Below are 25,275 nucleotides of genomic sequence, written 5' to 3'. Positions count from 1 at the left end.
AGATCTTCGCGCAGGTCGCGCGGCCGGTGGCGGAGCCGATGACACGGGGCGCCTGGCTGGCGGGCTGCCGTCTGGCGGCGATCGACGGCGTGGTCCGGGAGGCACCGGACAGCCCGGGCAACCGTGAGGCTTTCGGCGTCAGCGGTTCGGGGAACTACGCCTCGGCGTTTCCGCAGGTGCGCATGGTGACGCTGACCGAATGCGGATCGCATGCGCACCTGGACGCGGAGATGGACGGGATCCGGACGCCCGAACAGGCCCTGGCCAGGCGCCTGTTCCCGCGTCTGGAGCCGGACATGCTGGTGCTGGCCGACCGCAACTTCTACAACTTCGCCGGCTGGACAGCCGCTTCGGACACTGGCGCTCAGATGTTGTGGAGAGTCTCCACCCAGCTGCGGCTCCCGGTCCTGGCCACCCTGGCCGACGGTTCGTACCTCTCGGTCGTGCACGACCGGTCGGTGCGGGCCGGGGCGCGTCAGCGGTTGCTGGAGACGGCCGCGGCCGGCAGCGTTACTGATCCGGCCCTGGCGCGGATCGTGCGGGTGGTGGAGTACGAGGTCACTGACCGGGGAGTGGACGCTGAGCGCGAGACGGTCTGCCTGATCACCACACTCCTTGACCCCGGGCGGGCCGAGGCGGCCCGACTTGCCGCCGCCTACCATGAGCGCTGGGAACACGAAACGGGGTTCTCGCAGATCAAGCGCTACCTGAGGGGACCCGCACAGATCCTGCGCTCGCGCAGTCCGGACATGGTGCGACAGGAGCTCTATGGATATCTGCTCGCGCACTACGCGATCGTCTCCCTGATCTGCCGGGCCGCGACCGAGGCCGACATCGATCCTGACCGGGTCAAATTCCTGCGCACCGTGCGTCTCGTCCGCCGCCAGGTCGCCGACCCGGCGGCTTTCCCCCCCTGCCCGCCCCAGTGACCCACTCGCCACCTTCAAGCGTGACATCACCACCCGCCGCAACCTCAACTCGGCGCGCAGAAACCGCAGTTACCCCCGCGTGGTCAAGAAGGCGCTACGCAGCCGCTATCGCACCAAGAAGCCGACTGACCACGGCACCCGACACGACGGACCGCCAACCATCAAGATCTACAACATTCCGGCAGCCACACCATGATCATCACAAGCTAAGTGGCATTGCCTTGAGACGGGTCAGGTCGTCCCCATGGCCGTGCATCCCGGTGTTGTAGGAGTCGACGGCATGATTGAGGCGTCCCGTGTCGATGTTGGAAACGAACTCCGCTGCCAACCCAGGGAGTTCACCGAGCTTCTCCAGCGCATCCATGACCCCTTTCGCGGCGAAGGTCTTCAGTGCGGCGTCCTTGTAGACATCAGTGATCGTGGACCTGATCTTCGTCACCTCGGCGCCGGCCCCGTCGCACGCGGTCGCGACAGCACGTGCGGTGTCCTGGAGGACATCCAGCGCGGGCTGCTGCCCTTCCTTGTGGGCCCACTTGTAGCCGTGGTGCTCCTTCCCCCAGTCCGACGTTCCCCAGATCGCCGAGCAGAACTGCTTCATCGCGCTCTGCCACTCGTCGTGGCCCGGCGCGGTATTGGTGATGTAGGCGATCGCGTCGTCGAAGGCGGCCGCGGACTTCCTGGCATCCGTACAGGCCTGGCGCCAAGCCTGCGCGATCTTGGGAAGGTCGACGTCGTCGCCGCCGGGCGTGATGTCGGCGACCTTCCCGTGCTGCAGCACGTACTTGAGGACCGGGCGCAGGATGTGGTCTCCGGCCCAGCTCACCACTCCGGAGACGTCGTCGACGATCGCGTTGCCCCAGCCGTCGTCGGCGGGCGCGCCGCCCCAGCCGAGTTCGGCGACGGGGCCGCCCGCGCCGGACTTCTTGAGGACGGCCGGTGGGCTCTTCTTCACCACGGCCGGGGTCAGGACGTTGGTGGCGTGCTCGGCTTCCGCGTAGTTGTTGGCCGTCACCGTGAGGCCCACGGCAGCGCCGCCGACGCCCTCCGTGGCCCTGTCCCACACCTCCAGGAAGAGAGCGGCGGTCTCGGCGTACGCCTTCGCGAAGGCCTCCGGGCCGGTCCCGCACCCCGCCGCGTGCGGGTACCCGTCCAGAGTGTCGACGAGGCTCCTGGCCCGGTCCGCGAAGTCGTACTGGGCGTTGCGCAGCACGTTGGAGGCGTAGTACACGTGCTGCGGCTGGACGTCGAAGCCGATGGCGCTGCCCGGCGCGGCGGGCTTCATCGCCGCCAGTTCCTCCGAGCGCCGGCGCCGCGCCGAGCCGGTGTCCTGCTGCGAGACGTCCTTGCCCTGGGGGTCCTTGAGCGAACCGGGAGAAGGGGCAGGTGTCGTCCCCGGGACGGACGATCGCGCGGGCGGCGAGCCGGGGCCCGGGACTGCCGGGGGCGTGGTCGACGGCGATGCCGCTTCCCCTGATGCGTTGCGGAGTCCCGTCATCGCGGATCTCCATGCGGCGTCTTCACGTCGCGTCGAAGGACCAGAAGAGACCGATCTCCGTGTCGGTCACCGCGATCAGACCAAGATCCCAATCGTACTGGGAGACGGGCGTGCAGCCAGTGATCGCCTCGTAGAAGTCCGGAGCATTGACATCGCCGCCGGGGCTCGCGCTCGGGTGACCGGCATTCGTGTAGAAGGAGGTCCCTTCCGGAAAGCGGGACAGGATCACCCGTGCCTTCCGCTCGAGTTCCGCCCGCCGGGCCTCGAAGCCGTTGCGGGCACGTTCCTTGGGAACACTCAGCCACGTCGTGGACAGCACGACGAGCAACCTCTCCACCGACATCCGGGGAACCGTCCACAGACCACGCCGCCACGCCGCCACGCCTTGAGGATCGGCAGGTGGCGGGACGAAGGGGAAGAACGTGTCCTCCAGGCGCTCCTCCTCGCCCTCGTCGGCGTCGAGCCATCTCCAGGACCTCGGATCCGCCACCTCCCGGCGCATGACTGCCGCGGCGTCCCGCACCCAGTCCTGGTGTGCACGGGGTCCCACCAACACGTACGAGTAGCGCCGCTCGTACATGCTGAGCGCCTCGGCCCAGGTCCCGGCGTCCAGCGTCGGCATCGCGGCTCCTTTTGACGGTCGTGTTCGGTGAGGGCACAGGGCGAGGGAGCAGCCTATGCGGGCCTGATCGGGCCCTACTCGGGCATGGAGGTGACCACCACGAAGGGCGGATGGAGACCGGGGTCGTATTTGAGGCGGGTGGCAACACCGTGCGCGTCGACCACCGGGGTCGCCCGGCCGTTGACCACCCTGGAGGTGCGCCCGGTCACCGGGGCCACGGACAGTGGACTGTTCGCGGCCGGACCCACCGCGCTGACCTCGAACACCTTGCTCGGCGGGTGGGGAGGCGGCCCGGTCGCCAACCACGCGTCGATGTCGCCGCTCTTCTGCCGGATGCAGTACTGCGTGTACTTCTGGGCCGAAGCCAGGTCGACAAAACTCGATGCCGCCGGGATCTTCGGCTCGCCGTTCCCCTTGGCCTGGTCGCGCAACCGCTGCAGGAGTTGGGCGTCAGTCTTGCCGACGTGCTTGTCGATGGTGTGACCGCCGCCCAGATCCTCGGCCATCGCCAGATCGATCGTGTACTTGTACGGGAACGGGTTCTTCCCGTTCAGCAGCTTGTGCTCGTTCTTGAACTCGTTCATCGAACGGCCACCGAAGGCTTCGGCTCTGGCCTCCTCGGCTCTGAACGTGGGCGCGCTTCTGAGCGCCTCGTCCAGTTCCCACTCCAGCTCGAGGAGTGCGCCGGCCGCGTCACTGAACTTCTGCTGGTAGATCCCGACGGCCTGGTCCGCGGCCACCCGGTCCATGTGCTGGCGGAAGGTCATGACCAACTTGCCGAACATGGCGCTGCCGGCGAGTTCGAGCAGCTCCAGCGGGTCAAGCCCGGTCGTCAGGTCCGCCACCATCCCCTTCGCCGCCGTCCTGGCCAGGTTGGTGGTGGTCTCACGGCAGGTCCTCGCCACCTGGGCGAGCTCGTCGCAGGTCTTCTGGATGGTGTCGGCGGTGTGGTGCAGGACTTCCAGAATCGGGCGGCGCTGGGCAGGTGGCACGGTCCCCGAGGTCTTCCAGCCGCGACCGCCCTGCTGGGCGATACTGCCCCGCGCGTCACGGTTGCGGCCCCAGGCGGTGGTCCCCCAGATCACCTGGCAGAACGACTTCATCGCCCCCTGCCACTCACTATTTCCCTGAGGGTCGGTCAGATAGCTGATGGCGGACGTGAAGCTGTCGCCCGCTGCCAAGGCCGTGCTCCCGGCCTGGCGCCACGCGGTAGCCATCCCCTTCAGGTCGCCCTCGCGAGCGCCCGGAGTGATCTCGTGGGTCTTGCCAAGGTTGAGCCCGTACTCGATGGCCGGCCGGATGACGTCCGCGAGAAAGTCCGGAATCTCGCCGAGCGCCCCGGAGATGGCCGAGGAGTCGGCGTCCTCGCCCGTACCGGTCCACCTGATGCCGTTGATCCTGCCGTAGTCGGGCTCCTTGTCGATGACGGCCGGGGGTATGCGGCGTGGCGGTGGCCCCTGCATTCCGCGCGCGAACCAGTCCGCCGCCCGGTAGTTGTTGGCCGTCACCGTCAGCCCGACCGCGACACCACCGACGCTCACCACGCTGGTTGCCCAGGTCCTGATGAACTTCTCGGTGATTCGCGTGTAGACGTCGGCGAAGGAGTCGGGACCCCACCCTTTCCCCGCCGACTGGCTGTACTGATTGAGCGCCTCGACCAGTTGGGTGGCGCCCTTGTCGTAGTCGAACTGTCCGTCACGCACCACCGCGGACGAGTAGTACAGGTGCGGTGGCTGCACGTCGAACCCACCGCCGCCGCCGGGAGGCGACGGCTGCAACTGGTCCCGTTCCTGTTTGCGTTCGGCATCGCTGGGACGGTGGGTCATCAACCCGCCCCCCAACCCCGCAGCACCGCCCGGTGTGCCGCCGCGTAGTTGGTGTGGCCGGTGGTCACGTACGTGTGCAGCCATTTCTGGGCCGCCTGCAGGTCCTGGGCCGAGCGGTCCCACTCGTCGAGTTTGTCGACGAAGACCTCTCGGGCCTCGCCTTCCCAGGACAGAACGACGGGGACGGCGCGGTCGTAGAGGTCGTCCAGTCGGCTGTTGAGCTTCCTGAGGACGTCCTCGAGCTCGGCGGCCGCCTCGTGAAGGGTGGTGAAGGAGACGGCTATGTGGTCGTCGTCGGCATCTCCGGGCTGCATGGCTCCCCCGTGCGTGAACGGTGCTTCGTGGTCCGTGCGAGGTCAGAGGGCGTCCAGGCCGCTGCCCGGGCGCGCGGGCGGGGTCGGCGACGCGGTGTCCGGGTTGGGCGTGGAGAGGCGGTCGACCTCGCTGCCCATGTCCACCCGGATCCGGCGCATCTGCTCGACCACGGCCAGTTCCTGTTCGGTGAAGCCGTCCCGGCTCAGCCGCACGGCCTGTTCCAGGTGGTTCATCACTTCGCGGATGCGCACCGTGTCCTCGGTCGCCGCCCGGTGGAACTCCCGGTACGCCGTCGCCGCCTGGCCCCGCCAGCCCGCCTCGACGCGGTCGACGATCGCGTCCATGCGCCTGGCTTGTCGGTCCAGGTGGTCCCGCATGTCGCCGAGGTCGCCGGCCAGCTTCGTCAGATCCTCGTGGGAGGCCCGCAGATCCCTTGGGCCGCCCTGATGGTCCGTGCGGTCACTCACGCCGACCCCCGTCGCGTCAGTCCGTCAACTCGTGTGTGCGTATGGGTGACCCTAACAACTCACGCCCGACCCACCCGCCTCACTGCCCCAGTCGACGCCCTCCGTCCAGGCCGGGTCGGCGTACAGGGCCGTGTTCGAGGCCAGTTCGGTGGTCGCCGGGCGTGCCGTGGCCGCCGGGACCGACGAGGTCACCGTGGCCGCCGGGACCGACGAGGTCACATGTGGCCGCCGGGACCGACGGGGTCGCCGGGAACGACGTCGCGCCCGCGGCGGCCGTCACCGTGTTCGGTACGGGTGTCGCCGCGAGCGCGGTGAGAACAGTGGCGTCCGGTCTCCATGCCGGCCGGGGATGTCAGCCGAAGCGGCCCGCCACGTAGTCCGCCGTGCGCTGGTCCTCAGGAGTGCCGAAGATGTGTTCGGTGTCGCCGTGTTCGACGATGCCGCCGGGGGTGCCCTGCTCGGCGAGGAAGAACGCGCACTGCTGGGAGACGCGGGCCGCCTGCTGCATGTTGTGGGTGACGATCACGACGGTCACCTGGCCCGCGAGTTCGTGGATGGTCTCCTCGACCCGGCGGGTGGACGTGGGGTCGAGCGCCGAGCACGGTTCGTCCATCAACAGCACCTGGGGACGCACGGCCAGGGCGCGGGCGATGCACAGACGCTGCTGCTGGCCGCCGGAGAGCGCGCCGCCGGGCTGGCGGAGCCGGTCCCGTACCTCTTTCCACAGGCCCGCCCTGGTCAGGCTCTCCTCGACCAGCTCATCCTTCTCGCGGCGGCCGACGCGGGTGCCCGTCAGACGCAGGCCCGCCACCACGTTGTCGTAGATCGACATGGCGGGGAACGGATTGGGCTTCTGGAAGACCATGCCGATCCTGCGGCGGGCGTCGGTCAGGCGGCGCTCGGGGGCGTAGATGTCCTCGCCGTCGAAGAGCACCTCGCCGCCCATCGCGGCCGCGGGGATCAGCTCGTGCATCCGGTTGAGCGTGCGCAGGAAGGTCGACTTGCCGCAGCCGGAGGGGCCGATCAGGGCGGTGACCTGCCCGGCGGGCATGGTGAGGGAGACCCGTTGCAGTACCTGGTGGCTGCCGAACCAGGCCGAGACGGACCGTGCCTCGAGCGTCGCGGGCGCGGGGGCGCCCGGTGCGGACGCCGGGGGCGCCGCGGCCGGGATCGGCGGCAGCAGCACGGTGTCGGCCACGGTGGTGCGGGTCGGGGTGGTCTCGGGTGCGGCGCTGTCAGGCGCGGCAATCGCATCGGTCACGTCGGGCACCTCATGGCGGGGTCGGGTCGAGCGGTCGGTCGGTCGGGCAGGCACGCGGACGAGCCGTCGGGCGGGCGGGCGGGTCACGTCAGGTTCGGGAGCAGTTCGGTGGTGCGGACGGCGACCTCGAGGCCCAGGACCGCGACGACCGGTGCGAACACGATCCACGTCTGGTGCCGGCCCCAGCGGTGCCAGGTCCACACCGCGGCGACGGCGACGGCCACCAGTGCCTGGAGCCACATGACCAGCGGCCACGGCACGCCGGAGGGGTGGGCGAGGGGCTGTTCGGACTCCGGGAGCGTGCCGGAGCGGATGACGGCCGCCGGGGTCTGGGCGGCCGTGGAGATCAGGTCGGCGTCGACGCGCAGCACCCCGCCGGGCATGAAGTGCGGGCCGGTGGCCGTGACGAGGACCAGGCGGCCCTTGCCGGAGGCCACGGGGGTGGCGGCCGGGTCGCCGGCCCGTCGTACGCCGAGAACCTGGTACCTCGCCTTGCCCTGGCCGGTGGTCACGGTGAACGTGTCGCCCGCGGCGAGCTCGTCGAGGCTGCCGAAGGGCCCCCCGTACGCGGCCGCGCGGCCCATCAGCACGCTGGTGCCGGACTGTCCGGGCAGCGGGGTGTCCCGGCGGTGGCCGGGGCCGTCGGTGAGGACGCCGGAGTCGGTGCCCTCCAGGACGACCTGGTGGATGTGGGCGGCGGGGATGTCGATGAGCGCGACCGGGGTGCCCGGTGCGAGCAGGTCGCCCTGCTGGTCGGTCTGGGCCACCGGGGCGGTACCGAGGGCGAGTCGGGTGCGCAGTGCGTCGTACGAGGCGTGCTGCGCGGCCCGTTCCTGGATGCCGCTGACGAGCAGCAGCTGCGCGGTGAGGCCGAGCAGCAGGGCGGCGAGGGTGAGCAGGCCGCCCCGGGCGAGGTGCCGGACGGCGGTGACGCCTCGAACGCCCAGCCGCGGCGCGGGGGTGGTGAGCGTGGTCTGTACGGCGACCGTCACGGCGACGCGTCTCCTTCCATGGCTTCGTCGGTGGGACCGCCGGGGAGACCGCGGTCGCGGTCTCCCCGGCGGGTCGTACGTCAGGTGGACTTGATGGTGAAGTTCGCGCCGTTCTTCGAGTTCACCGTCGAGGAGCCGACGTACCACACGTGCATGGTGTGCTTGCCGCGGCTCAGCTTCGGCAGCGTGAGGGTGAGCTTGCCGCCGCTCAGCGTGCCGGTGGCGATCACGCGCGAGCCCTCGTAGACGCGGACCGTGCCGGTGGGGGTGGTGCCGGTCGTGGTGACCTTCACGCTGACCTTGGCGCGGCTGTTGTGGCTGACCGAGGCGGGCGCGGTGGTGCTCACGGACGCCGTCGCCTTGGTGATCGTCAGCTTGGCGGTCGTGGACGACGTGTTGAGCTTGCTGCTGCCGCCGTAGGACACCGACAGGTTGTGCGTGGCCACCTTGAGGTGGTTGGACAGGCCGATGCTGACCTTGCCGGAGCTGTCCAGGTTGCCGGTGCCGAGCGTGGTGGAGCCGTCCTTGACGGTCACCTTGCCGCTCGGGACGACGCCGCGCGAACCGGTGACGGCGACGACGACCTTGGGGGTCTTGCCGTACGCGGTCGTGGCGGCGGTGGCCTTCACGGAGCTCGTGTACTGGACGGCGCCGGTCCAGGAGGCGGCGGAGCCCGTGCCGTTGAGGTTGGCGGCGGAGACCGAGGCCGTGTAGGTGCCGAGGGCCAGGCCGGTGAAGCTGTACGACGTGGTGGTGGCCGGGACGTCCTTGACGGCCACGACGGCGCCGTCCGAACCGGTCAGCGTGACCCGGTAGTCGGTGACGGGCAGCGCGGGCGCGGGGGTGGGCGCGGTCCAGGTCAGCTTCAGGCTCGCGTCGCCGGGGGTGGCCTTCAGCGCGGGCGCGCTCGGCGTGTTGACGTCGATGCTCGACACCTCCAGGCCGCCGAGCTTGGCGTGCCTGGCCGGGTTGACCGAGCCGTTGTAGGTCTCGTTCAGGAAGCCGAAGTCGGCGATGACCTTCTCGGCGGTGTCGGAGGCGAGGGCCGCCTCGTGGGTGCCGCTGGTGACGAAGACGTCGTACACGGCCTTGTCGAAGAAGATGCCCGCGGGGTCGATCGCGCGGCTCGGGACGACGTTGTAGACGTCGCGGCCGAAGGTCGCGTTCTCGAAGTAGCCGGCGACCGGGGTGAGCTTGCCGTTCACCGTCGTCACCGGGCTGGAGACACCGGTGTCACCGGGCAGCTGGACGCCGGCCAGGTGCGCGCCGGCGGCGACCGCGGCCTTGCTGTAGTCGGGGGCGATGCCGTTGTTCTGGGCGATCCAGCTGCCCACGGAGAACGGCACGAGCGCGCCGTCCTCGGTGAGCGCGGCGTTGGCCTGGTTCTCCTGGACGGTCGGGATCTCCGAGGAGACCGTGGTCTCGGTGAGGCCGATCGCCGCGAGGAAGAACTTGCGGGTGCCGGAGCCGGCCTGCGGGAGGACCGCGTGCAGGGTCTGGCCGTTCAGCACCTTCAGGCGGGTGTCGCCGGCGGTGTAGATGTCGTGGAGCTGGTCGACCGTCAGGGTGTCGAGGGCCGAGCCGCGCACGGCGACGCCCACCGCGTCCCGGGCGAACGGGATGTAGGTGAGGGTGGTGCCGGAGGTGCTCGGACCGCCGGAGGAGCGGGCGAAGTCGACCTGTCCCTTGACGGAGACACCGGTCGCGTTCGGGAACTTGTCACCCGTCAGCGACATGCTGAGGGCGGCGCGGCCCGGGCCGGACCCGTTGGGGCGCAGGAAGGCCGGGCCGCCGGGGCGGGTCTGGATGGTGGTGGCGGCGCCGGCGGGGGCGAACGCGTCGTACGAGGCGAGGCCCGCGTCGCCGGCCTTCACGGCGGTGTCGGCGTAGCTCTTGCCGTTGACGGTGTCGCCGGCGAGGGCGTTGAGGACGTCCTGGGTGGTGTCGGAACCCACGCCGACAAGCTGGCGGAAGGTCCCGGCGGGGGTGGGGTCGGCGGAGGCCGGGCTCGCGAGAGCCAGCGTGCCGGACACCACGGCTGCGGCGACCATGGCCGCGGTGAGGCGCATTGTGCGCATCGAGGTTCTCCTGTGTGGTTCGTCGGTTGTACGGCGGTTCTGCGTGGTGGATCTGGCAGGGTGGGGGGTCATGCCGTCCGCCCCGACTGCCTTTCGGGGCGGACGGCGGTCTGTGGGGAGCCCTGGTCCGGGTGGACCCGGGCTCCGTCGCCGTGAGGCGCGGACCCGGCGGACCGGGCCCTCTCCTCGGAGGGCCTCAGCCCGGCAGGCCCGGCCCCGTGGTGCGGGGGTGTGGGCCCCGCAGGGCCCGGCCCCGACTGCCAGGGGCCGCGGCCCGACCGGTCGGACGCTCCGGCCCGGTGTGCCCCGCTCCTCGTCCGTGGGCCCCCGCTCGGGGGTCCCGGCCTTCCCGCCCGGAAGTGGCGGCTCCGGGGGGACGGGGCACGGGGCTCAGCCCCGTCTCGGCGGCAGCAGCGCGCGCAGCCGTTCCGGGAGGACCGGGGCGGGGATCGTCAGGGCGCGGCCGCCGGGCAGCGGCACGCGCAGCGGGAAGCGCAGCCTGCCGCCGCCCGCGAAGGGCGCGCCGAGACCGGCCACGGCGCCGAGTGCGGCGCCGACCGGGACGGCGTAGCGGAGCGAGTTCGCGGGGTCGGCCGGCGTGGTGCCCTGAGCCGTGGTCTCGACGGCCTTCCCACCGTCGTACGAGGGCGCGCCGCTGGGCGTGGGGCTCGCGCTCCCGCCACCGGACGCCGCAGCGCCGGAGTCGGGCGCGGTGCCGGTGCCGCCCCCGGTCGTGGTGCCGCCGGAGTCGTCCGTGCCCCCGGTGCCGCCGGTGCCGCCGCCCGAACCGCCGGACGTTCCGGAGGACCCGCCGTCGGTGGCGGACGGCCCGGTGTAGTGGACGAGGGCGTCGGCGGCGTGGGTCGTCTTCGCGCGCTGCGCCTTGGACAGCGGGGCGTAGCCGGCCGGGAGCAGGCCCGGGTCGGCTCCCGGCGCCTGCCCGGCGCCTGCCACGTAGGTGAGCAGGGCCGCGTAGTCCTTACGGGCGGCCGCGTCGAGCTTGGCCGGGCGTACCGCCGCGTACACGAGCTGCGCGAGCGGGTACGCGCCCTTGGCGGTGGCCTTGGCGGGGGTGATCTCGGCCGCGTGGGCGCCGGACGCGGAGGACGCGGCGGCGGTGAGGGACGCGGTCGTGGGCGCGACGAACGTGCCGGCCGTGTTGCGCAGCCGGGCGGTCTGCAGGCCGTAGCGGACGGCGGAGGCCGCGTCCGTGACCGTGATCACGAACCGGGAGCCCACCGTCTGCGGGCCGGGGCTCTTGTACGCGGGCGGGCTGGCCAGCGGGTCCCAGGTCGCCTTCCACAGGCTGTCGGCGCGACGGGTGTGCAGGGCGCCGGAGTGCATGTCCGTCACATACGGGTGGAAGTCGATCATGCACTGCTGGTTGTCCTTGGTGGCGCCGGAGTTCGGCGGGACCGTGCACCAGGGGTCGCTCTTGGGATACGTGTCGGTGGCCGCCGGGTCGAAGGGGAAACCGGTCGGGTTCAGGTCCGCGTTGGTGCTGAAGTACGGGTTGACGCGCATGCCCCAGTCGTCGGACACCCCCGCGAGGAAGCCGCGGGCCTCCTTGTCGGAGATGATCCACTGCCAGACCGCGCGGGCCGAGTCGGTGCGGCCGAGCGAGGTGAGCAGGTCGGTGTCGGTGGCCGGGGTCTCGGGGACGGACAGTTCCGCGAACTCGGGGTTGAGCGCGAGGAACTCGGGGTCGCTCGCCAGGCCGGCCGGGTTGCTCTTCGCCCAGCCGTAGCCCTTGGCGACGGTGGAGCCGAGGACCGCTCCCCAGGGGGAGTTGCGGTAGGACTCGGTGAGCAGCTTGGCGACCAGCCGGGGTGTGAGGTCGATGGAGTCGACCTTGGTTCCGGCGAGGCGGCGGGTCGCTTCGGAGGCTCCTGCCCTGGGTCTGCGTTCGATGGTGAAGCCGATGACGGTGCCCGAGAGCGCGGTGGGCGCGTAGACGGTGCTGTCCGTCGGGGCGGTGGTGCCGGGGTCCGCGCCGAGGGCACGGGTGGTGAAGGCGAGTCCGGAGGTGCCGTCGCCGGCGAGGCGGGAACGGGTGTCGGGCTCACCGAGTTCGGTGTAGCCGAACACCTTGCCGGTCGGGCAGAGGGCCGCCTGCCAGCTGTTCATGGCGTCGGCGGCGAGTTCGCTGCCGGTGGTGGCGCGTTCGTCGGAGCCGAGCGCGCAGTTGGTGCCGACCGAGTTGAAGTCGAGCTTGACGGCGACGCGGTTCTTCCAGTTGGTGGAGGAGACCGGGGAGCCGGCGTTGACCTGGCTGGTGTCGGCGTACGGCTTGCCGTCGAGGTCGAGGTGGCCCTGCGGGACGATCACCAGCCAGCAGGAGCGCGGCGTCGTACGGCCGCCCGCCGTGACCGGGACGCCGCATCCCAGGTGCGGCGCCTCGTTGGCGGTCTGCACCTCGAAGAACTCCTGGCCCTTGCCGTCGGCGCCGGTGCGGGCGAAGTCGACCTCGTTGGTGGTGTTGCGGCTGTACAGGGCGTTGTTCTGGGTACCGGAGGTGATCAGCGTGCCGTCGACGGACTTGAAGGGCACCTCGCCCTGTCCGGAGACGCCGCCGGCGCCGTAGCGGTCGTCCTGGCCGTAGTTGGTGGGGTCGGCGCTGTAGAAGATCTTGCGGGTGTCGTCGTACTCGTTGCCCGGCCAGTTGCCCCGGTCGGTGGTCGGGGAGGCGCCGTACTGGCACTGGGTGCGCGACGGGCCCGGGTTGCCCGGGACGCTGCCGTCGTCGTCGCCCCAGCACTGCATGATCTGCACGAAGTCGGTGTTGAACAGCGTGCCCGCGAGGGCGGACGGGGCGCCGCCGGACCAGGAGACGGTGACCGCCTGGCTGGTGAGGTGCTTGGTCTGGCTGACCGTGAACCTCATGTCCTTGAACTCGCCGCGGCCGGCGACGGTGACGGCGGAGGCGGCCGGGGTCGCGGCGGTGGCGGACGGTGCGGCCTGGGCGACCGCGAGGCCGGCGAGGGCGCCCACGGCGGTGCCGGCGACGAGCCGCACCAGCAGGTTGCGTATGCGCTTCATCACGCGCCCCCGTCCGTGAGGTTCTCCGTGTCGCTCTTCCGGCCGTTCCCGCCGCTCGCGGCGCGCCCGGCCATCGCCCGCGAGACGAGGGACGGCAGGAGCAGCAGTCCGAGCACCAGGGCCACGGCGAGGAGCATCAGGGTCTGGGTGCCGGTCCAGCCGCTGTGTCCGGCCACGGCGATCGGCTGGGCGAGGGCGATGGTGCCGTCCACCGCGGTGCCGCCGCCCGTGCCCGATCCGCCGCCGGTGGCGGTGCCGGGTGCCAGGGTCTGGCCGGTGTCGGGGTCGACGACGGGTTGTGCGCTGCCGCCCGCCGAGCCGCCCGTGCCGCCGCCGCTGCCCGGACTACCGCCGTTCGTACCGCCGTCCGTACCGCCGTTCGCGGAACCGCCCGACGTTCCGCCGCCGCTCGTACCGCCCGTCGATCCCGAACCCCCCGAGCCGCCGCCCGACTTGGCGCCGCCGCTGCCGGTGTTGCAGGCCGAGGCGCCCTTCTTGTCGCAGGCGGCGGGGTAGGGGGCGGTCTCGGCGAGCTTGTTGTGGCCGTCGGAGGAGAAGGTCGGGTTGTTGCAGCCCTTGATGTTGATGTTCTTGGTCTGCACACCCGGGATGCGGCGGATCTGGTCGAAGCCCGCCTGCACCAGGTTGATGGGCAGGGGCGAGTAGCCGAGCTTGGGCATCTGCTGCTGGCCCTGGCACATGAAGTAGTAGGAGAACGCGCCGAGTGTCTTGCCCTTGGCCTTGGTGAAGATGCCCTGCACCCGCAGCGGCAGGATCATGTACGAGTAGCTGGAGAGCGGGTAGTTGCGCTTGTCGGCGTCGTTGTAGACGCCGTCGAGCTGCTGGGTGAGGTAGTCGGCGGACTGCTTGTTCGTGTTGATCCTCGCCTTGAGGAGCGAGACGGCGACGTTCTTCGGGGTCGGTTCGGTGTAGTAGCCGGCGTGGTTGAGGACCTTGGCGACCGGATAGCCCTCGTTGATGGCGTACGAGTAGTTGACGTAGCCGATGGCGCCCTCGCCGTAGTTCTGGGCGACGTAGCCCGCCACGCCCGGGTCGCCGGACTGGGCGATCATGCCGGGGACGGTCGGGTAGTACGAGGTCTGCCCGCAGGCCCCGGAGCGGCCGACCCTGCCGCAGTACGCCTGCCACAGCGACTTGTGCTGGGCGGCCATCCACATCGTGAACTGGGCGGTGGAGCCGGAGCCGTCGGAGCGGACGACGGGCACGACGGGGCGGTGCGGCAGCTGGAGCCCCGGGTTGTCGGCCTTGATCACCGGGTCGTCCCAGGTCTTGATGACGCCGGTGAAGATCTTGGTGACGACGTCTCCGGAGAGGCGGAGGTTGGTGACCCGCTTGCCGTTGACGGTCAGGTGGTACATGAACGCGGTGCCGCCGGCCACGATCGGCATGTAGGCGTAGCTGCCGGCCGACGGGCGTTCGGCGGCCGAGCCGTCGGTCGGGTGGGTCTGGAAGGGGATGTCGGAGACCGCGAAGTCGACGGTGTTGCTGAGGAACTGGCGGCGGCCGTCGGAGGAACCGGTACCGGCGAAGCTGATCCGCATGCCGTACTGGTTGACGGCCTTGCGCCACTGGTCGATGGCGTTCTCGGCCCAGGTGGAACCGGCTCCGGCGACCGGGGTGTAGCTCTCGGCCGCGGCGGGTGCCGCCCCGAGCCCGGCGAGCAGTCCGGTGATCACGGCGAACAGGGCGCCCAGGGTCCCCAGCGCGCGCAGGCGCCGGGAGACGTGGGTGAGGTGGCTGCGCATCAGTCGTTCTCTCCGGAGGCGGTGGGGTCGGCCGTGGCGGACGCTTCGGCAGGGGTTTCGGCCTGGAACAGGGAGAGGCCGGGGGCGTGCAGTTCGTCGAAGCGCGCCAGGTCCTGCCGTGAGGCGCGGGCGGTGCGGCGGGCCTGCCGCTTGGTCTGGTGGCCGGGGCCGCGGCCACCGATCACGCGGGCGATCACGAAGAGCACCAGGACCAGGGCCATGAGGACGGCCGCCGCGCCGAAACCGCGGGCGATCATGGTCGGCTGGGGCGACTTGACGAAGTTGAAGACGGCCAGCGGCAGGGACACCATCGGCCCGCTGGTGGGGTCGGTGTTGAGCGACGCCGTGAAGCCGGCGGTCAGCAGGACGGGAGAGGTCTCGCCGATGCCGCGCGCGGTGCCGAGGATGACGGCCGTGGCGAGTCCGGACCGGGCGGTGGGCAGGACGACGTGCCAGACGGTGCGCCAGCGCGGTGCGCCGAGCGCCTCCGCCGCCTCGGTCAGGTTCCCCGGCACCAGCCGGAGCACCACGTCAGCGGCGCGGATCACGATCGGCAGCATCATCACGCTGATCGCGAAGCCCGCCGCGAGCCCCGACTTCTGCATGCCGAGGCCGAGGATCCAGACGGCGTAGACCATCAGGCCGGCGACGATCGAGGGCAGCGCGGTCATCGCCTCGACGATGGTGCGCACGAAGCGGGAGAAGCGGCCCGGGAGCTGGTTCAGGTAGACCGCGCAGGCCAGGCCCAGCGGGATGGTGATCGCGAGCGCGATGGCGGTCATGACGAGGGTGCCGACCATCGCGTGGGCGATGCCGCCGCTGGTCAGCGGGTCGAGAGGGCCCGTCGCCTGCATGTCCTCGGTGAAGAAGTTGCCGTGCGGCAGCGCTTCCCGGCCGCGCCAGGCGGTGAAGCCGACGACGAGGACGAGCGCCGAGAACAGCAGCGTGGCCGCGGTCCACAGCACGACGGTCATGACCCGGTCGCGTACGGCCTGCCGGTCTTCTTCGAATCCTGTCAACACCGCGTAGATCGAGAGGAAGAGCAGGTAGGCGGTGAGGGTGAAGCCCAACGCGCCGGAGAACGGGGCGAGTTCGCCGTACAGCAGGATGGTCGTGCACAACGCGGAGGCGGCGGCGCCGGTGAGCGACAGCACGCCCGGGCGGCTGAGGCCGCCGATACGGCGCGGCCGGTCGGCGGGCGGTACGGGCTCCGGCGCGGGGGCCGGAGGGGTGGCTGCCGACGGGGCGGCGGCCGGGACGGGAATCTGTTCCAGGACGGTCATCTCATGCCTCGCTCTGTGCGCCGGACCGGGAGCGGGCCACGACCGAGGAGGCGGTGAAGTTGACCGCCAGGGTGAGCAGGAACAGCGCCAGGCCCGCTGCCATGAGCGCCGACATGCCGAAGGTGGAGGCGTCGCCGTAGTGCAGGGCGATCAGCGAGGAGACCGAGTTCGAGCCGGTCTGCAGGATGTGCGGCTGGATGGTGAAGACCGGCGAGATGATCAGGTAGACCGCGATCGTCTCGCCGAGTGCCCGGCCGAGGCCCAGCATGGTGCCGCCGATGATGCCGGCCTTGCCGTAGGGCAGGACGACCGCGCGGATCATTCCCCAGCGGGTGGCGCCGAGCGCGTAGGCGCCCTCGCGTTCGCCCGCCGGGGCCTGCGCGAAGACCTCGCGCATCACCGAGCACTGGATCGGCGCGACCATCAGCGCGACGACGATCCCGGCGACGAAGGTGGAGGCGGTGTAGACGCTGTCCGAGGCGAGCGGTTCGCCCGGCTGGGCGCCGTCCACCGTGAACAGGGGGATCCAGCCGAGCCAGCTGGACAGCCAGCGCGACAGTCCGATCACGTGCTGCTGGAGGAAGAACAGGCCCCACAGTCCGTAGACCACCGACGGTACGGCCGCCATCAGGTCGACCATCGTCACCAGCGTGCGGCGCAGCTTGCGCGGGGCCACGTCGGAGATGAACAGCGCGGTTCCCACGGCCAGCGGCACGGAGAGCGTCACCGCGACGCCGGCGATCAGCAGGGTGCCGGTGAGCACGGCCGCGATACCGAAGTGGTGGACGTCCGGCTGCCATGCGGCGGTGGTGAGAAAGGAGAAGCCGGTGGCCTTGAGCGCCTGACCGGCCCTCAGCAGCAGGAAGAGGCCGACTCCCGCCATGATGGCGAGAACGACGACGCCACTGGCCGTCAGTTGATACCGGAAGATCCGGTCACCGAGCCCACGGGCGGCGGGCGGCCGCCTGGGTGCGGGTGTGTCGGAATCCGGTCTGTCGGACTCCGCGTGCGCGGACGCCACGTGTGGTCCCCCCACTGCGTAAACGGAACAGGCGTGCGGCGACCGATTGGTGCCGTGCGGGGAGATTCAATGGCTGGATCGTGTCGGTCCAACGCGCGGTCCATGGACGAATCGCGAACAGCCGGTGTCTGTTCGGTGCAGTGGGTGTGGAGAAGTGCGCGAGAACCTGTGCGGCGGTGTGCGCTGTCCCGAATGCGGGGCTTGTGGGATTCACCGTCCCGGTATCACCGAGGTTGTGGCCGAAAGTGCCCCTCGTCCCGTCGGCCGTGACCGGCTCAACGCCGAACGCCCCGCCCAGAATCTGGGCGGGGCGGGGCGGGATCCGGCCGGGATCCGCCGGGAGTGGCCGGGCGTCGGTGAACGGGGGACGGTCATCGCCGTCCACCGGGTGGCACCGGGCGCGCCACCCCTACGAGGGGGCACCGCCGCACGGTGCCGGAGGCCGACCGGTGTCCGCCCCCGAGGCCGTGAGGCCCAGGCCGTGAGCGGGCGGCACGCGCGGCGCCGGCGGTTCCCCTACGCCGTCGCGACCGAGGACAGCCGGTGCACGTCCCGGGCCGTGCCGGTGACGCCCGACAGGAACCCCTGGGCGCGTGGGGAAGCCGTCTCCGTCAGCCAGGACGGGTCGATGTCGCAGACGGCGACCCGGACGTCGGTTCCCACCAGCGCCAGCGGCAGCGTGTGCACGACGGTCGAGGGGAAGCTCAGGATCGTGCGGCCGATGGGGCCGCGGCGGGCGATGAGTTCGAGGGGGAGGTCGGGGCGGACGATCTCCAGCCCCGTCTCGACGGCCAGCCGGTGGAGCTTGTCGGTGCTCTCACGGCGGTGGGCGAAGTAGCGGGTCGCGCCGTGGGTCTTGGCGAGGGAACGGACCGCCTCCAGATAGCGGTCGGGGTCCACCACGCCCGTCTCGACCAGGGAGGTGCCGACCAGGTCCGCGCCCTTGGTGATCCGGGGCGGCCCGAAGCGGGCGCGGGTCCAGGAGAAGTCGTTGGCGGTGATGGTGACGCCGTCCGGCGCCGAGTCGATCGGCATGGAGGAGAAGACCTCCACCCGCCGCCCCTCACTCGGGGTGAGCCGGCGGCGGGCCGACGAGGAGATCGGGGCGAACAGCACGTCGCGGGCGTCGGGACGGCCCCCGCGCCGGTGCCAGCGCACCAGGCGTTCACCGCGGGCAAGCTGGGCGACGAACTCCATCGTGGCCGTGCCGTCGTCCACGACCACCAGGTCGCGTGCCTTCGTGATCGTCAGCAGGAGCTGCACGTAACGGGAGAACGGGTCTCCCATGACGATGCGGTGGGCCCTGCGCAGCAGCGGGGCCAGGCCGCCGATCGTGTGGAAGGGGGCCGTGGTGCCACCACGCGCCTCCTCCCAGCGGACCTGGTAACCCTCGTCACGGGCCAGTTCGGCCATACGGCGCAACTGGCCGCGGGTCATCGGGTCGTTGGGAGAGAGGACGACGAGGGTGAGCCCCGCGCCGGCGGGCCGGACGGACGAACCGTCCGGTCCCGCGCCGGGTGCCCGGTCGCCGGCCTCCGTCGCGTGCAGGGCGTGGACATGCGCCCACTCCAGCACGTTCAGGAGCTGTACCGGGCTCTCGACGAAGGCCAGCGTGTGGGGGCCGGGGGTACCGGCGCGGGGGCTCATCGGCGTACGACCGTCCCGTCGTAAGGAAATCAGGGAGTTCAGACCGAGACCGGCTCGCCCGCGGCGGCGGCGATCTCCGACTCGGCGACGACGCCGGTGACGCGGCGCAGCTTCTTCATCGGGCCGAGCTCGGACTCGTAGACCTTCTTGACACCGTCACCGAGGGAGGCCTCGATGGTGCGGATGTCACGGACGAGGCGGGTGAGGCCCTGCGGCTCGACGGAGGCGGCCTGGTCGGAGCCCCACATCGCGCGGTCCAGGGTGATGTGACGCTCGACGAAGGTGGCGCCCAGGGCGACCGCGGCGAGCGTGGTCTGCAGGCCCGTCTCGTGGCCGGAGTAGCCGATCGGAACGTTCGGGTACTCGGCCTGGAGGGTGTTGATGACGCGGAGGTTGAGCTCCTCGGCCTGCGCCGGGTAGGTCGACGTGGCGTGGCACATCAGGATGTTGTCGCTGCCGAGGACCTCGACCGCGTGGCGGATCTGCTTCGGCGTCGACATGCCGGTGGAGAGGATGACCGTGCGGCCCGTGGCGCGCAGGGCGCGCAGCAGCTCGTCGTCGGTCAGCGAGGCGGAGGCGACCTTGTGGGCCGGGACGTCGAACTTCTCCAGGAAGGCGACGGCCTCGGTGTCCCACGGGGAGGCGAACCAGTCGATGTTCTTGCTCTTCGCGTACTCGTCGATCTGACGGTACTCGTCCTCACCGAACTCCACGCGGTGGCGGTAGTCGATGTAGGTCATCCGGCCCCAGGGGGTGTCCCGCTCGATGTCCCACTGGTCGCGCGGGGTGCAGATCTCCGGGGTGCGCTTCTGGAACTTGACGGCGTCGCAGCCGGCCTCGGCGGCGGCGTCGATCAGCTTGAAGGCGTTCTCGAGCTCGCCGTTGTGGTTGATGCCGATCTCGCCGACGACGTAGACGGGGTGGCCGGGGCCGGCGGTCTTCGAACCGAAGGTGCGCAGACGGGAGTTGCTCATGGTGAGACGTTCCTTACTTGTCGAGGGAGTCGAGAGAAGGGCCGAGGATCCAGCTGGCGATCTCTCGGATCGCGCCGTCGCCGCCGGGGACGGTGGTGACCGCGCGTGCGGCGCCGCGCACGACGTCGTGGGCGCTCGCGACCGCCACGGGCCAGCCCACGAGGGCGAAGCACGGGAGGTCGTTGACGTCGTTGCCGACGTAGAGCACGCGCTCAGGCGCGATGCCCTGCTCCTCGCACCACTGCTTCAGTGCGAGGTCTTTCCGGTCGATGCCGTGCAGGACCGGAATCTTGAGCTTCCGGGCCCGGGCGGCGACGACCGGGTTCTGTTCCGAGGACAGGATCAGCATCGTCAGTCCGCTTTTGCGGAGGGCGGCGATACCGAGTCCGTCCCCGCGGTGCACGGAGACGAACTCCCGTCCGTCGGAGTCGATCAGCACCCTGTCGTCGGTCTGGGTGCCGTCGAAGTCGAGGACGACCGCGTCGATGTCTTCGGCGGTCGGGAGGGAGCCGGGCCTGTTCGCGTCGAAGAGCGGCGCGAGGGCGCGGGCGCGGGCGAGGTCGTGCGGGTCGTCGATCTCCAGCACGCGGGCCGGGTCGGTGCGCACGAGTTCGGTGCGGCCGAAGAAGCGGTGCTTCGCGACGCGGAAGCCGGCGGCCTCCATGGCGTAGACGGCACCGGTCTCCAGGAGGTCCTGGGGGCGGTCCTGCCGGCGCGGGCGGAAGGACTTGTCGTGGTTGACGCCGTAGCCGCCGCTGGTGCCGGTGTCCGTGACCAGGGTGTCGGTGCCGCCCGCGACGGCGGCACGCTCGGCGTCGGACGCCACCGGGACGGCGGGCTCGTCGTCCCCGTCGCGCCACACGAAGCCGTGGAAGGGGGCCACGGTCAGTGCCGTGTCCGCGCCGTTCGCGACGATCGCGCCGACGACGCCGTCCACGTCCTCGCGGACGATGAACGGGCTGGTGCACTGGACGAGCAGCACCACGTCGACCGGGGAGCCGTGCAGCGCCTCGTGCGCGTCCATGGCGTGCAGGACGGCGGCCTCGGAGGTGGCGGTGTCACCGGCGATGGCGGCGGGACGCAGGACGACCTCGGCGCCGGCCTGGCGGGCGGCGGCCGCGATGGCCTGGTCGTCGGTGGAGACGACGACGTCCGTCACCAGGCGGGCGGCGCGGCACTCGCGCACCGCGCGGGCCACCAGCGGTACTCCGCCGACGGGGAGGAGGTTCTTCGCGGGGACACCCTTGGAGCCGCCACGCGCGGGGATCACCGCGAGCACGCGGCGCACCGGCGTTGGTCGGCCCGCTTCCGAGTTGGTCATGCGCTGTTCTCCTTGACGAGGAAGGCTGAAGGGATCGGCGGCGGTCACAGCTCCCCCATCCGCCGGATCACCGGAGCCACGCGCTGCACTCCGTGGCGGTAGGCACCGCGGGCCGCCCGGCGCACGATCTGCCGGACGGGGCTGGGCTCCTTGTCGGCCGTGGGGGCGCCGGGCAGCGGGCTGCCGTCCGGGGCCAGGTGGTGGCGGGCGAGGAGCCCGGGGAGGTAACCGGGTGCGGTGACCGGTGTGTAGTAGGGGGCCAGGGGCGGCATCCCGGGACCCGCGAGCAGTTCGGCGATGCGGGTGCGTGCCTCGTCGAAGGCCGTCTCGTACGAGCCGTCGGCGGCCACCCCCTGCCGGGCCACCCACGCCGGATCGGGCGCCGGCTGGTGTCCGGCGTCGAGCTGGTCCCAGGAGGCGAGGCAGCCGGAGCCCACGAAGTGGTGGTTGCCGAGCGACTCGCGCACCCCGAGGTCGCTGAGGACGACGGTGGGGATACGGCGGTGCAGGGACTCCAGGGCCGCCGTGGAGCTGATGGTGACCAGCAGGTCGGTGCGGTCGAGCACCTCTCCCATGTGGCCGTACACCAGGCGGAAGTTGGCGGGCAGATCGGTCTTCTGCGCCAGCTTCTGGTAGGGCAGCTCCTCGATGTGCGTGGTGTGCTCGCCCGGCTTGGAGCGCAGCTTCAGCAGCACCTCGCGGTCGGGGTGCAGACGGGCGTGGGCGATCAGCCGGTCCAGCACGTAGGTGCGGTCCTTGCGGCTCTCCGGTACGGAGGGCTGGGCGGCGAAGACGACCGTGTACGGGTCGTTCTTGCTGTAGGCGGCCCCGCCGAGGAAGGGCAGCGCCACCTCCGTCACGGACGAGGCGTCGGCGCCCACTCCCTCGTACACGTCCCGGAAGCGGTCCGCGTCCTGGCGGGAGTTCGCGAGGACCAGGTCCGCGCCGTGCCGCAGCAGCAGGCCGTCGGCGAGCTTCTCGTAGACGACACCGACATAGCCGGTGACGACCACGGGCCGCTCCTCGCGCCCGTCCCAGAGGTGGGCCAGGCCGTGCAGGACCGCCTGGACGGCGCCCCCGACGAGGGCGAGGACCAGGACGTCGTACCGCTCCCGCTCCATGGCGCGCAGGAATTCGACGGCGGTCACTTCGCGGAGGGAATCCGCGCGGACGCCGACCTCTTCGAGCTGGCGGGCGGTGGGGGTGGCACGGCCACGCAGGAGATAGCCGTCGAGGCGGAGATCCGAATCCTGAATGTCCGTATTGGACGTTTCAGTAGGTGATATGCGGTTCGCGGTGAGCGAACCCCATTTCCACCGTGTGTCGGAATCCGCGAGAACGGCGACCCGCAGGGACTTCCTGGTACTTGCTGGCACGTCCAAGACGCTAGGAAGCCATTCCGAGTAACGGCCCAACCTGAATACAACAAACGGTTAACAGCACATCGACGAATGGCGAATCAGGCAGCGAACCGTCGAGAAATCAGCCTGGTTCACTGCTTCGCCACGCGTCGTTCACCTGACATCTCACCAACGGCCAAGACGAATGCCGGACCGCCCCCTAACGTCACGTGGGTGGTCAAGCTCTCCGTCATCGTGCCGTTCTACAACGTGCAGCAATACGCACCCGACACCCTGAAGAGCCTGCGTGCGAACGTGCGCGAGGACTTCGAATTCATTCTCGTCGACGACTGTTCGAGCGACGAGACACCGGAGATTCTCGCGCGCGCGGAGCGCGAGCTCCCGGGCGCGGTGCATGTCAGACATGAGAAGAACGGAGGGCTGGCGACCGCGCGCAACACGGGCATCGACGCCGCGCGCGGCGAGTACCTCACGTTCCTCGACGGGGACGACTGGCTCGCCCCCGGTTACTACGAGCAACTCGTCACCGCCATCGAGGGTCTGGGCTGCGACTTCGTCCGTACGGACCATGTCCAGTGCACCGCGCGGGCCCGCACCATCCACCGGGTCCCGCACGGCCGCCGGGGCGTCGTGATGAACCCCCGTGACGCCATACTGCCCTCCGACCGGTCCACCTCCGTCGACTACGCGTACGCCTGGGCGGGCATCTACCACCGCCGCCTGGTCGACCGCGGACTGCTGCACTTCACTCACGGACTGCGTACGGCCGAGGACCGTCCGTGGATCTGGAAACTGCACCGCGAGGCCGAGTCCTTCGCCGCGGTGAGCCTGCTCGGCGTGTTCTACCGACGTGGTGTCGCCTCCTCCCTCACCCAGATCGGGGACGTGCGCCAGCTGGACTTCATCCGCGCGTTCGACCAGGTCGTGGCGGAGACCGCCGAGGATCCCGACGCGTCGAGACTGCTGCCCAAAGCCGTGCGCACGTACTGCGCGATTATTTCCCACCATCTGGGATCCATGGAAAGGTTCGAGCCGCCCGTGGCGCGGAAACTGAAGTCTATGAGTGCGGCGGCACTGCAGCGCATGCCTCAGGACGTGCTCGACGAAGCCCTCGATTCGATGGACGTCCAGCGGGCCACCCGGCTGCGCCGGCTGCGCCGCCGTCCCACCTCGGGCGCAGGGGTGGCAGCGTGACGACCCAGATCTTCATGGCGTCCACGCTGTACGGGACCGCGACGCTCGCCGCGGCCCTGGACGCCGACTGCTTCGGCCCCGCCGACCGCCGCATCCTGCTCGTCTCCAACAACGCGGCGACGCCGGAGACGACCCCCGCCGTGGACGAGATGCCCGGCTTCGGCCGGCTGCGCGGCCGCTTCGACGACGTGCTGTCGTGGAACGAGACGATCACGCCGTTCCACCCCGGCGGCTGGGCCCCGCGCCTCGACGACACGCCCCTGTGGGAGCGGCATCTGCGGCTGGCCTGGAACCTCGGCGACGACGACATCGAGCTCGCCGTCGAGTCGATCCAGGTCAACCCCGCGCTCGGCCTCGCCCAGATCTTCACCGGCGCGCCCGTCACCGTGTACGCCGACGGCCTGATGAGCTACGGCCCCACCCGCAACAAGATCGACCCGCTGGTCGGCACCCGGGTGACCCGTCTGCTCCACCTGGACCTGGTGCCCGGCCTGACGCCGCTGCTGCTGACCGAGTTCGGCGTCGAGCCCGAGATCGTTCCGACGGACGCGTTCTCGAAGGTGCTCGCCGAACTCGTCGACACCGGCGACGAACTCCCCTCGATCGACGAGCCCGCGCTGCTGCTCGGCCAGTACCTCTCCGCGCTCGGCATCCTCACCGGCGAGCAGGAGGAGGATCTGCACGTACGGATGCTCAAGGGCGCCGTCGCGCTCGGCCACACCCGGGTCGTGTTCAAGCCGCACCCCACGGCGCCGGCCCGCTGGTCGCGCGTCCTGGAGAAGGAGGCGGGGAAGCTCGACGTCGAGCTGACGGTGCTCGACACGCCCGTGCTCGCCGAGGTGCTGTACCAGCGCATGCGTCCCGCGCTCGTCGTCGGCTGCTTCTCCACCGCGCTGCTCACCGCGTCCGCGCTCTACGGCCTGCCCGTCGCCCGCGTCGGCACCGACACGCTGCTGGACCGGCTGGTGCCGTACGAGAACAGCAACCGCGTCCCGGTCACGATCGTGGACGCCCTGCTGCCGGAACTGACCGACAGGTCGGCGGTCACCGAACAGCGCGTGGGCATGACCACGGAGGCGCTGAGCGGGCTCGTACGGGCCGTGGGCTACGCGATGCAGCCGAAGATCCTGCCGGACCTGCGCCCGGCCGCCGAGCGCTATCTGACGCAGCACCTGAACACCCACACCTGGCGGTACTTCAAGCGCAAGCGCCTCACCTCGCTGGCGCTGCCCGGCGCGGTCCCCGCCCAGCTGGCCTTCCTGCCGCGCAACGCCACGGTCCGCCGGGTCGCGCGCCGGGCACGCAGTCTGCGCCGGGCCGTACGGCGCTGAGCGTCCCACCCAGAAATCCCCGCGGGCGTGGGGGCCGGTTCACGACGAACCGGCCCCCACGCCCGTTTCGCGTTCGCCCGTCGGCGAAGTCGTCCGCCCGTCTGCGACCGGGTTCGTCCCCTCCCCCTGCCGAGCCGGTCCTTTATCGGTGAATGGGGGGCGGCCGGGGAATTGGGGAACCGTGAGCGACGGGCGGGTGAACTCATGGCGTCCGTACGGGGAATCGTCACCTGGACAATCGGATGCTTCCTCCGAATCGGACTAGCGTGCTGGGTGTAACCCGTCAGCATGAACCGCCCGCGAAGAGGAATTCCGTGACCAACACCCCCCAGGACACGCGCGTGACGTCCGAG

20 protein-coding genes are annotated in these 25,275 nt (G+C 71.0%); 3 read left to right on the top strand and 17 right to left on the bottom strand.

What is annotated here, in order from left to right; genetic code table 11:
* On the top strand, window positions 1–929 hold a 929-nt coding region (locus tag ABZV34_RS14800; RefSeq protein ID WP_356275215.1), incomplete at its 5' end, for an IS4 family transposase.
* Window positions 930–1,128: 199 nt separating this feature from the next.
* On the opposite strand, the gene ABZV34_RS14795 is transcribed toward ABZV34_RS14800, so the two are convergent.
* The 17 genes from ABZV34_RS14795 to ABZV34_RS14715 form a co-directional block, all read right to left on the bottom strand.
* Entirely contained in the window at window positions 1,129–2,424 is a 1,296-nt protein-coding gene (locus ABZV34_RS14795; protein WP_356275212.1) for a hypothetical protein, read from the bottom strand.
* Window positions 2,425–2,446: 22 nt separating this feature from the next.
* Entirely contained in the window at window positions 2,447–3,046 is a 600-nt protein-coding gene (locus ABZV34_RS14790; RefSeq protein ID WP_356275209.1) for a hypothetical protein, read from the bottom strand.
* Between the two features lie 74 nt (window positions 3,047–3,120).
* Window positions 3,121–4,872, bottom strand: a complete 1,752-nt coding sequence (locus ABZV34_RS14785; protein ID WP_356275206.1) for an RNase A-like domain-containing protein — start codon at window positions 4,870–4,872, stop codon at window positions 3,121–3,123.
* A complete protein-coding gene (locus ABZV34_RS14780) occupies window positions 4,872–5,186 on the bottom strand; it encodes a WXG100 family type VII secretion target (protein ID WP_356275203.1) in 315 nt (104 codons plus the stop codon). Before ABZV34_RS14780 ends, ABZV34_RS14785 begins: the two co-directional genes overlap by 1 nt.
* Window positions 5,187–5,228: 42 nt before the next feature.
* Window positions 5,229–5,654 carry a WXG100 family type VII secretion target gene (locus tag ABZV34_RS14775; protein WP_356275200.1) on the bottom strand — a complete coding sequence of 142 codons (426 nt, stop codon included), beginning with the start codon at window positions 5,652–5,654 and terminating at the stop codon, window positions 5,229–5,231.
* 51 nt (window positions 5,655–5,705) lie between these two features.
* Window positions 5,706–5,873 (bottom strand): hypothetical protein, encoded by a 168-nt coding sequence (locus ABZV34_RS14770; RefSeq protein WP_356275197.1) that lies wholly within the window; start codon window positions 5,871–5,873, stop codon window positions 5,706–5,708.
* A gap of 133 nt (window positions 5,874–6,006) precedes the next feature.
* Window positions 6,007–6,825, bottom strand: a complete 819-nt coding sequence (gene pstB / locus ABZV34_RS14765; RefSeq protein WP_356275257.1) for a phosphate ABC transporter ATP-binding protein PstB — start codon at window positions 6,823–6,825, stop codon at window positions 6,007–6,009.
* A gap of 173 nt (window positions 6,826–6,998) precedes the next feature.
* Window positions 6,999–7,907 carry a sortase gene (locus ABZV34_RS14760; RefSeq protein ID WP_356275194.1) on the bottom strand — a complete coding sequence of 303 codons (909 nt, stop codon included), beginning with the start codon at window positions 7,905–7,907 and terminating at the stop codon, window positions 6,999–7,001.
* Window positions 7,908–7,987: 80 nt separating this feature from the next.
* Window positions 7,988–9,985 (bottom strand): Ig-like domain repeat protein, encoded by a 1,998-nt coding sequence (locus tag ABZV34_RS14755; RefSeq protein ID WP_356275191.1) that lies wholly within the window; start codon window positions 9,983–9,985, stop codon window positions 7,988–7,990.
* A 390-nt stretch (window positions 9,986–10,375) separates the two neighbouring features.
* Window positions 10,376–13,027: a hypothetical protein gene (locus ABZV34_RS14750; RefSeq protein ID WP_356275188.1), complete on the bottom strand. Its 2,652-nt coding sequence runs from the start codon at window positions 13,025–13,027 to the stop codon at window positions 10,376–10,378.
* Window positions 13,024–14,790: a phosphate ABC transporter substrate-binding protein PstS gene (locus tag ABZV34_RS14745; protein ID WP_356275185.1), complete on the bottom strand. Its 1,767-nt coding sequence runs from the start codon at window positions 14,788–14,790 to the stop codon at window positions 13,024–13,026. Before ABZV34_RS14745 ends, ABZV34_RS14750 begins: the two co-directional genes overlap by 4 nt.
* The gene (pstA, locus tag ABZV34_RS14740) at window positions 14,790–16,073 is read right to left on the bottom strand and encodes a phosphate ABC transporter permease PstA (protein WP_356275183.1); all 1,284 of its coding nucleotides are present in this window, start codon (window positions 16,071–16,073) and stop codon (window positions 14,790–14,792) included. The genes ABZV34_RS14745 and pstA overlap by 1 nt, the downstream gene beginning before the upstream one ends.
* A 1-nt stretch (window position 16,074) precedes the next feature.
* A complete protein-coding gene (gene pstC, locus ABZV34_RS14735; protein ID WP_356275180.1) occupies window positions 16,075–17,094 on the bottom strand; it encodes a phosphate ABC transporter permease subunit PstC in 1,020 nt (339 codons plus the stop codon).
* Window positions 17,095–17,610: 516 nt separating this feature from the next.
* A complete protein-coding gene (locus tag ABZV34_RS14730) occupies window positions 17,611–18,741 on the bottom strand; it encodes a hypothetical protein (protein ID WP_356275177.1) in 1,131 nt (376 codons plus the stop codon).
* A 38-nt stretch (window positions 18,742–18,779) separates the two neighbouring features.
* Complete coding sequence (locus ABZV34_RS14725; RefSeq protein WP_356275174.1) at window positions 18,780–19,715, bottom strand: N-acetylneuraminate synthase family protein; 936 nt, start codon at window positions 19,713–19,715, stop codon at window positions 18,780–18,782.
* Window positions 19,716–19,728: 13 nt separating this feature from the next.
* Window positions 19,729–21,036, bottom strand: a complete 1,308-nt coding sequence (locus ABZV34_RS14720) for an N-acylneuraminate cytidylyltransferase (protein ID WP_356275171.1) — start codon at window positions 21,034–21,036, stop codon at window positions 19,729–19,731.
* Window positions 21,037–21,080: 44 nt separating this feature from the next.
* Window positions 21,081–22,412, bottom strand: a complete 1,332-nt coding sequence (locus ABZV34_RS14715) for a DUF6716 putative glycosyltransferase (RefSeq protein WP_356275168.1) — start codon at window positions 22,410–22,412, stop codon at window positions 21,081–21,083.
* Window positions 22,413–22,610: 198 nt separating this feature from the next.
* On the opposite strand from ABZV34_RS14715, the gene ABZV34_RS14710 reads away from it, so the two are divergent.
* Both ABZV34_RS14710 and ABZV34_RS14705 read left to right on the top strand, forming a co-directional pair.
* On the top strand, window positions 22,611–23,591 hold the full coding sequence (locus ABZV34_RS14710; RefSeq protein WP_356275165.1) for a glycosyltransferase family 2 protein: 981 nt from the start codon (window positions 22,611–22,613) through the stop codon (window positions 23,589–23,591).
* On the top strand, window positions 23,588–24,922 hold the full coding sequence (locus ABZV34_RS14705; protein ID WP_356275162.1) for a polysialyltransferase family glycosyltransferase: 1,335 nt from the start codon (window positions 23,588–23,590) through the stop codon (window positions 24,920–24,922). The genes ABZV34_RS14710 and ABZV34_RS14705 overlap by 4 nt, the downstream gene beginning before the upstream one ends.
* Window positions 24,923–25,275: the final 353 nt, after the last annotated feature.

It is taken from the genome of Streptomyces sp. NPDC005195, from assembly GCF_040608315.1.
GTDB lineage: Bacteria > Actinomycetota > Actinomycetes > Streptomycetales > Streptomycetaceae > Streptomyces > Streptomyces kaempferi.
This window is presented reverse-complemented; position numbering and strand designations above follow the sequence as displayed.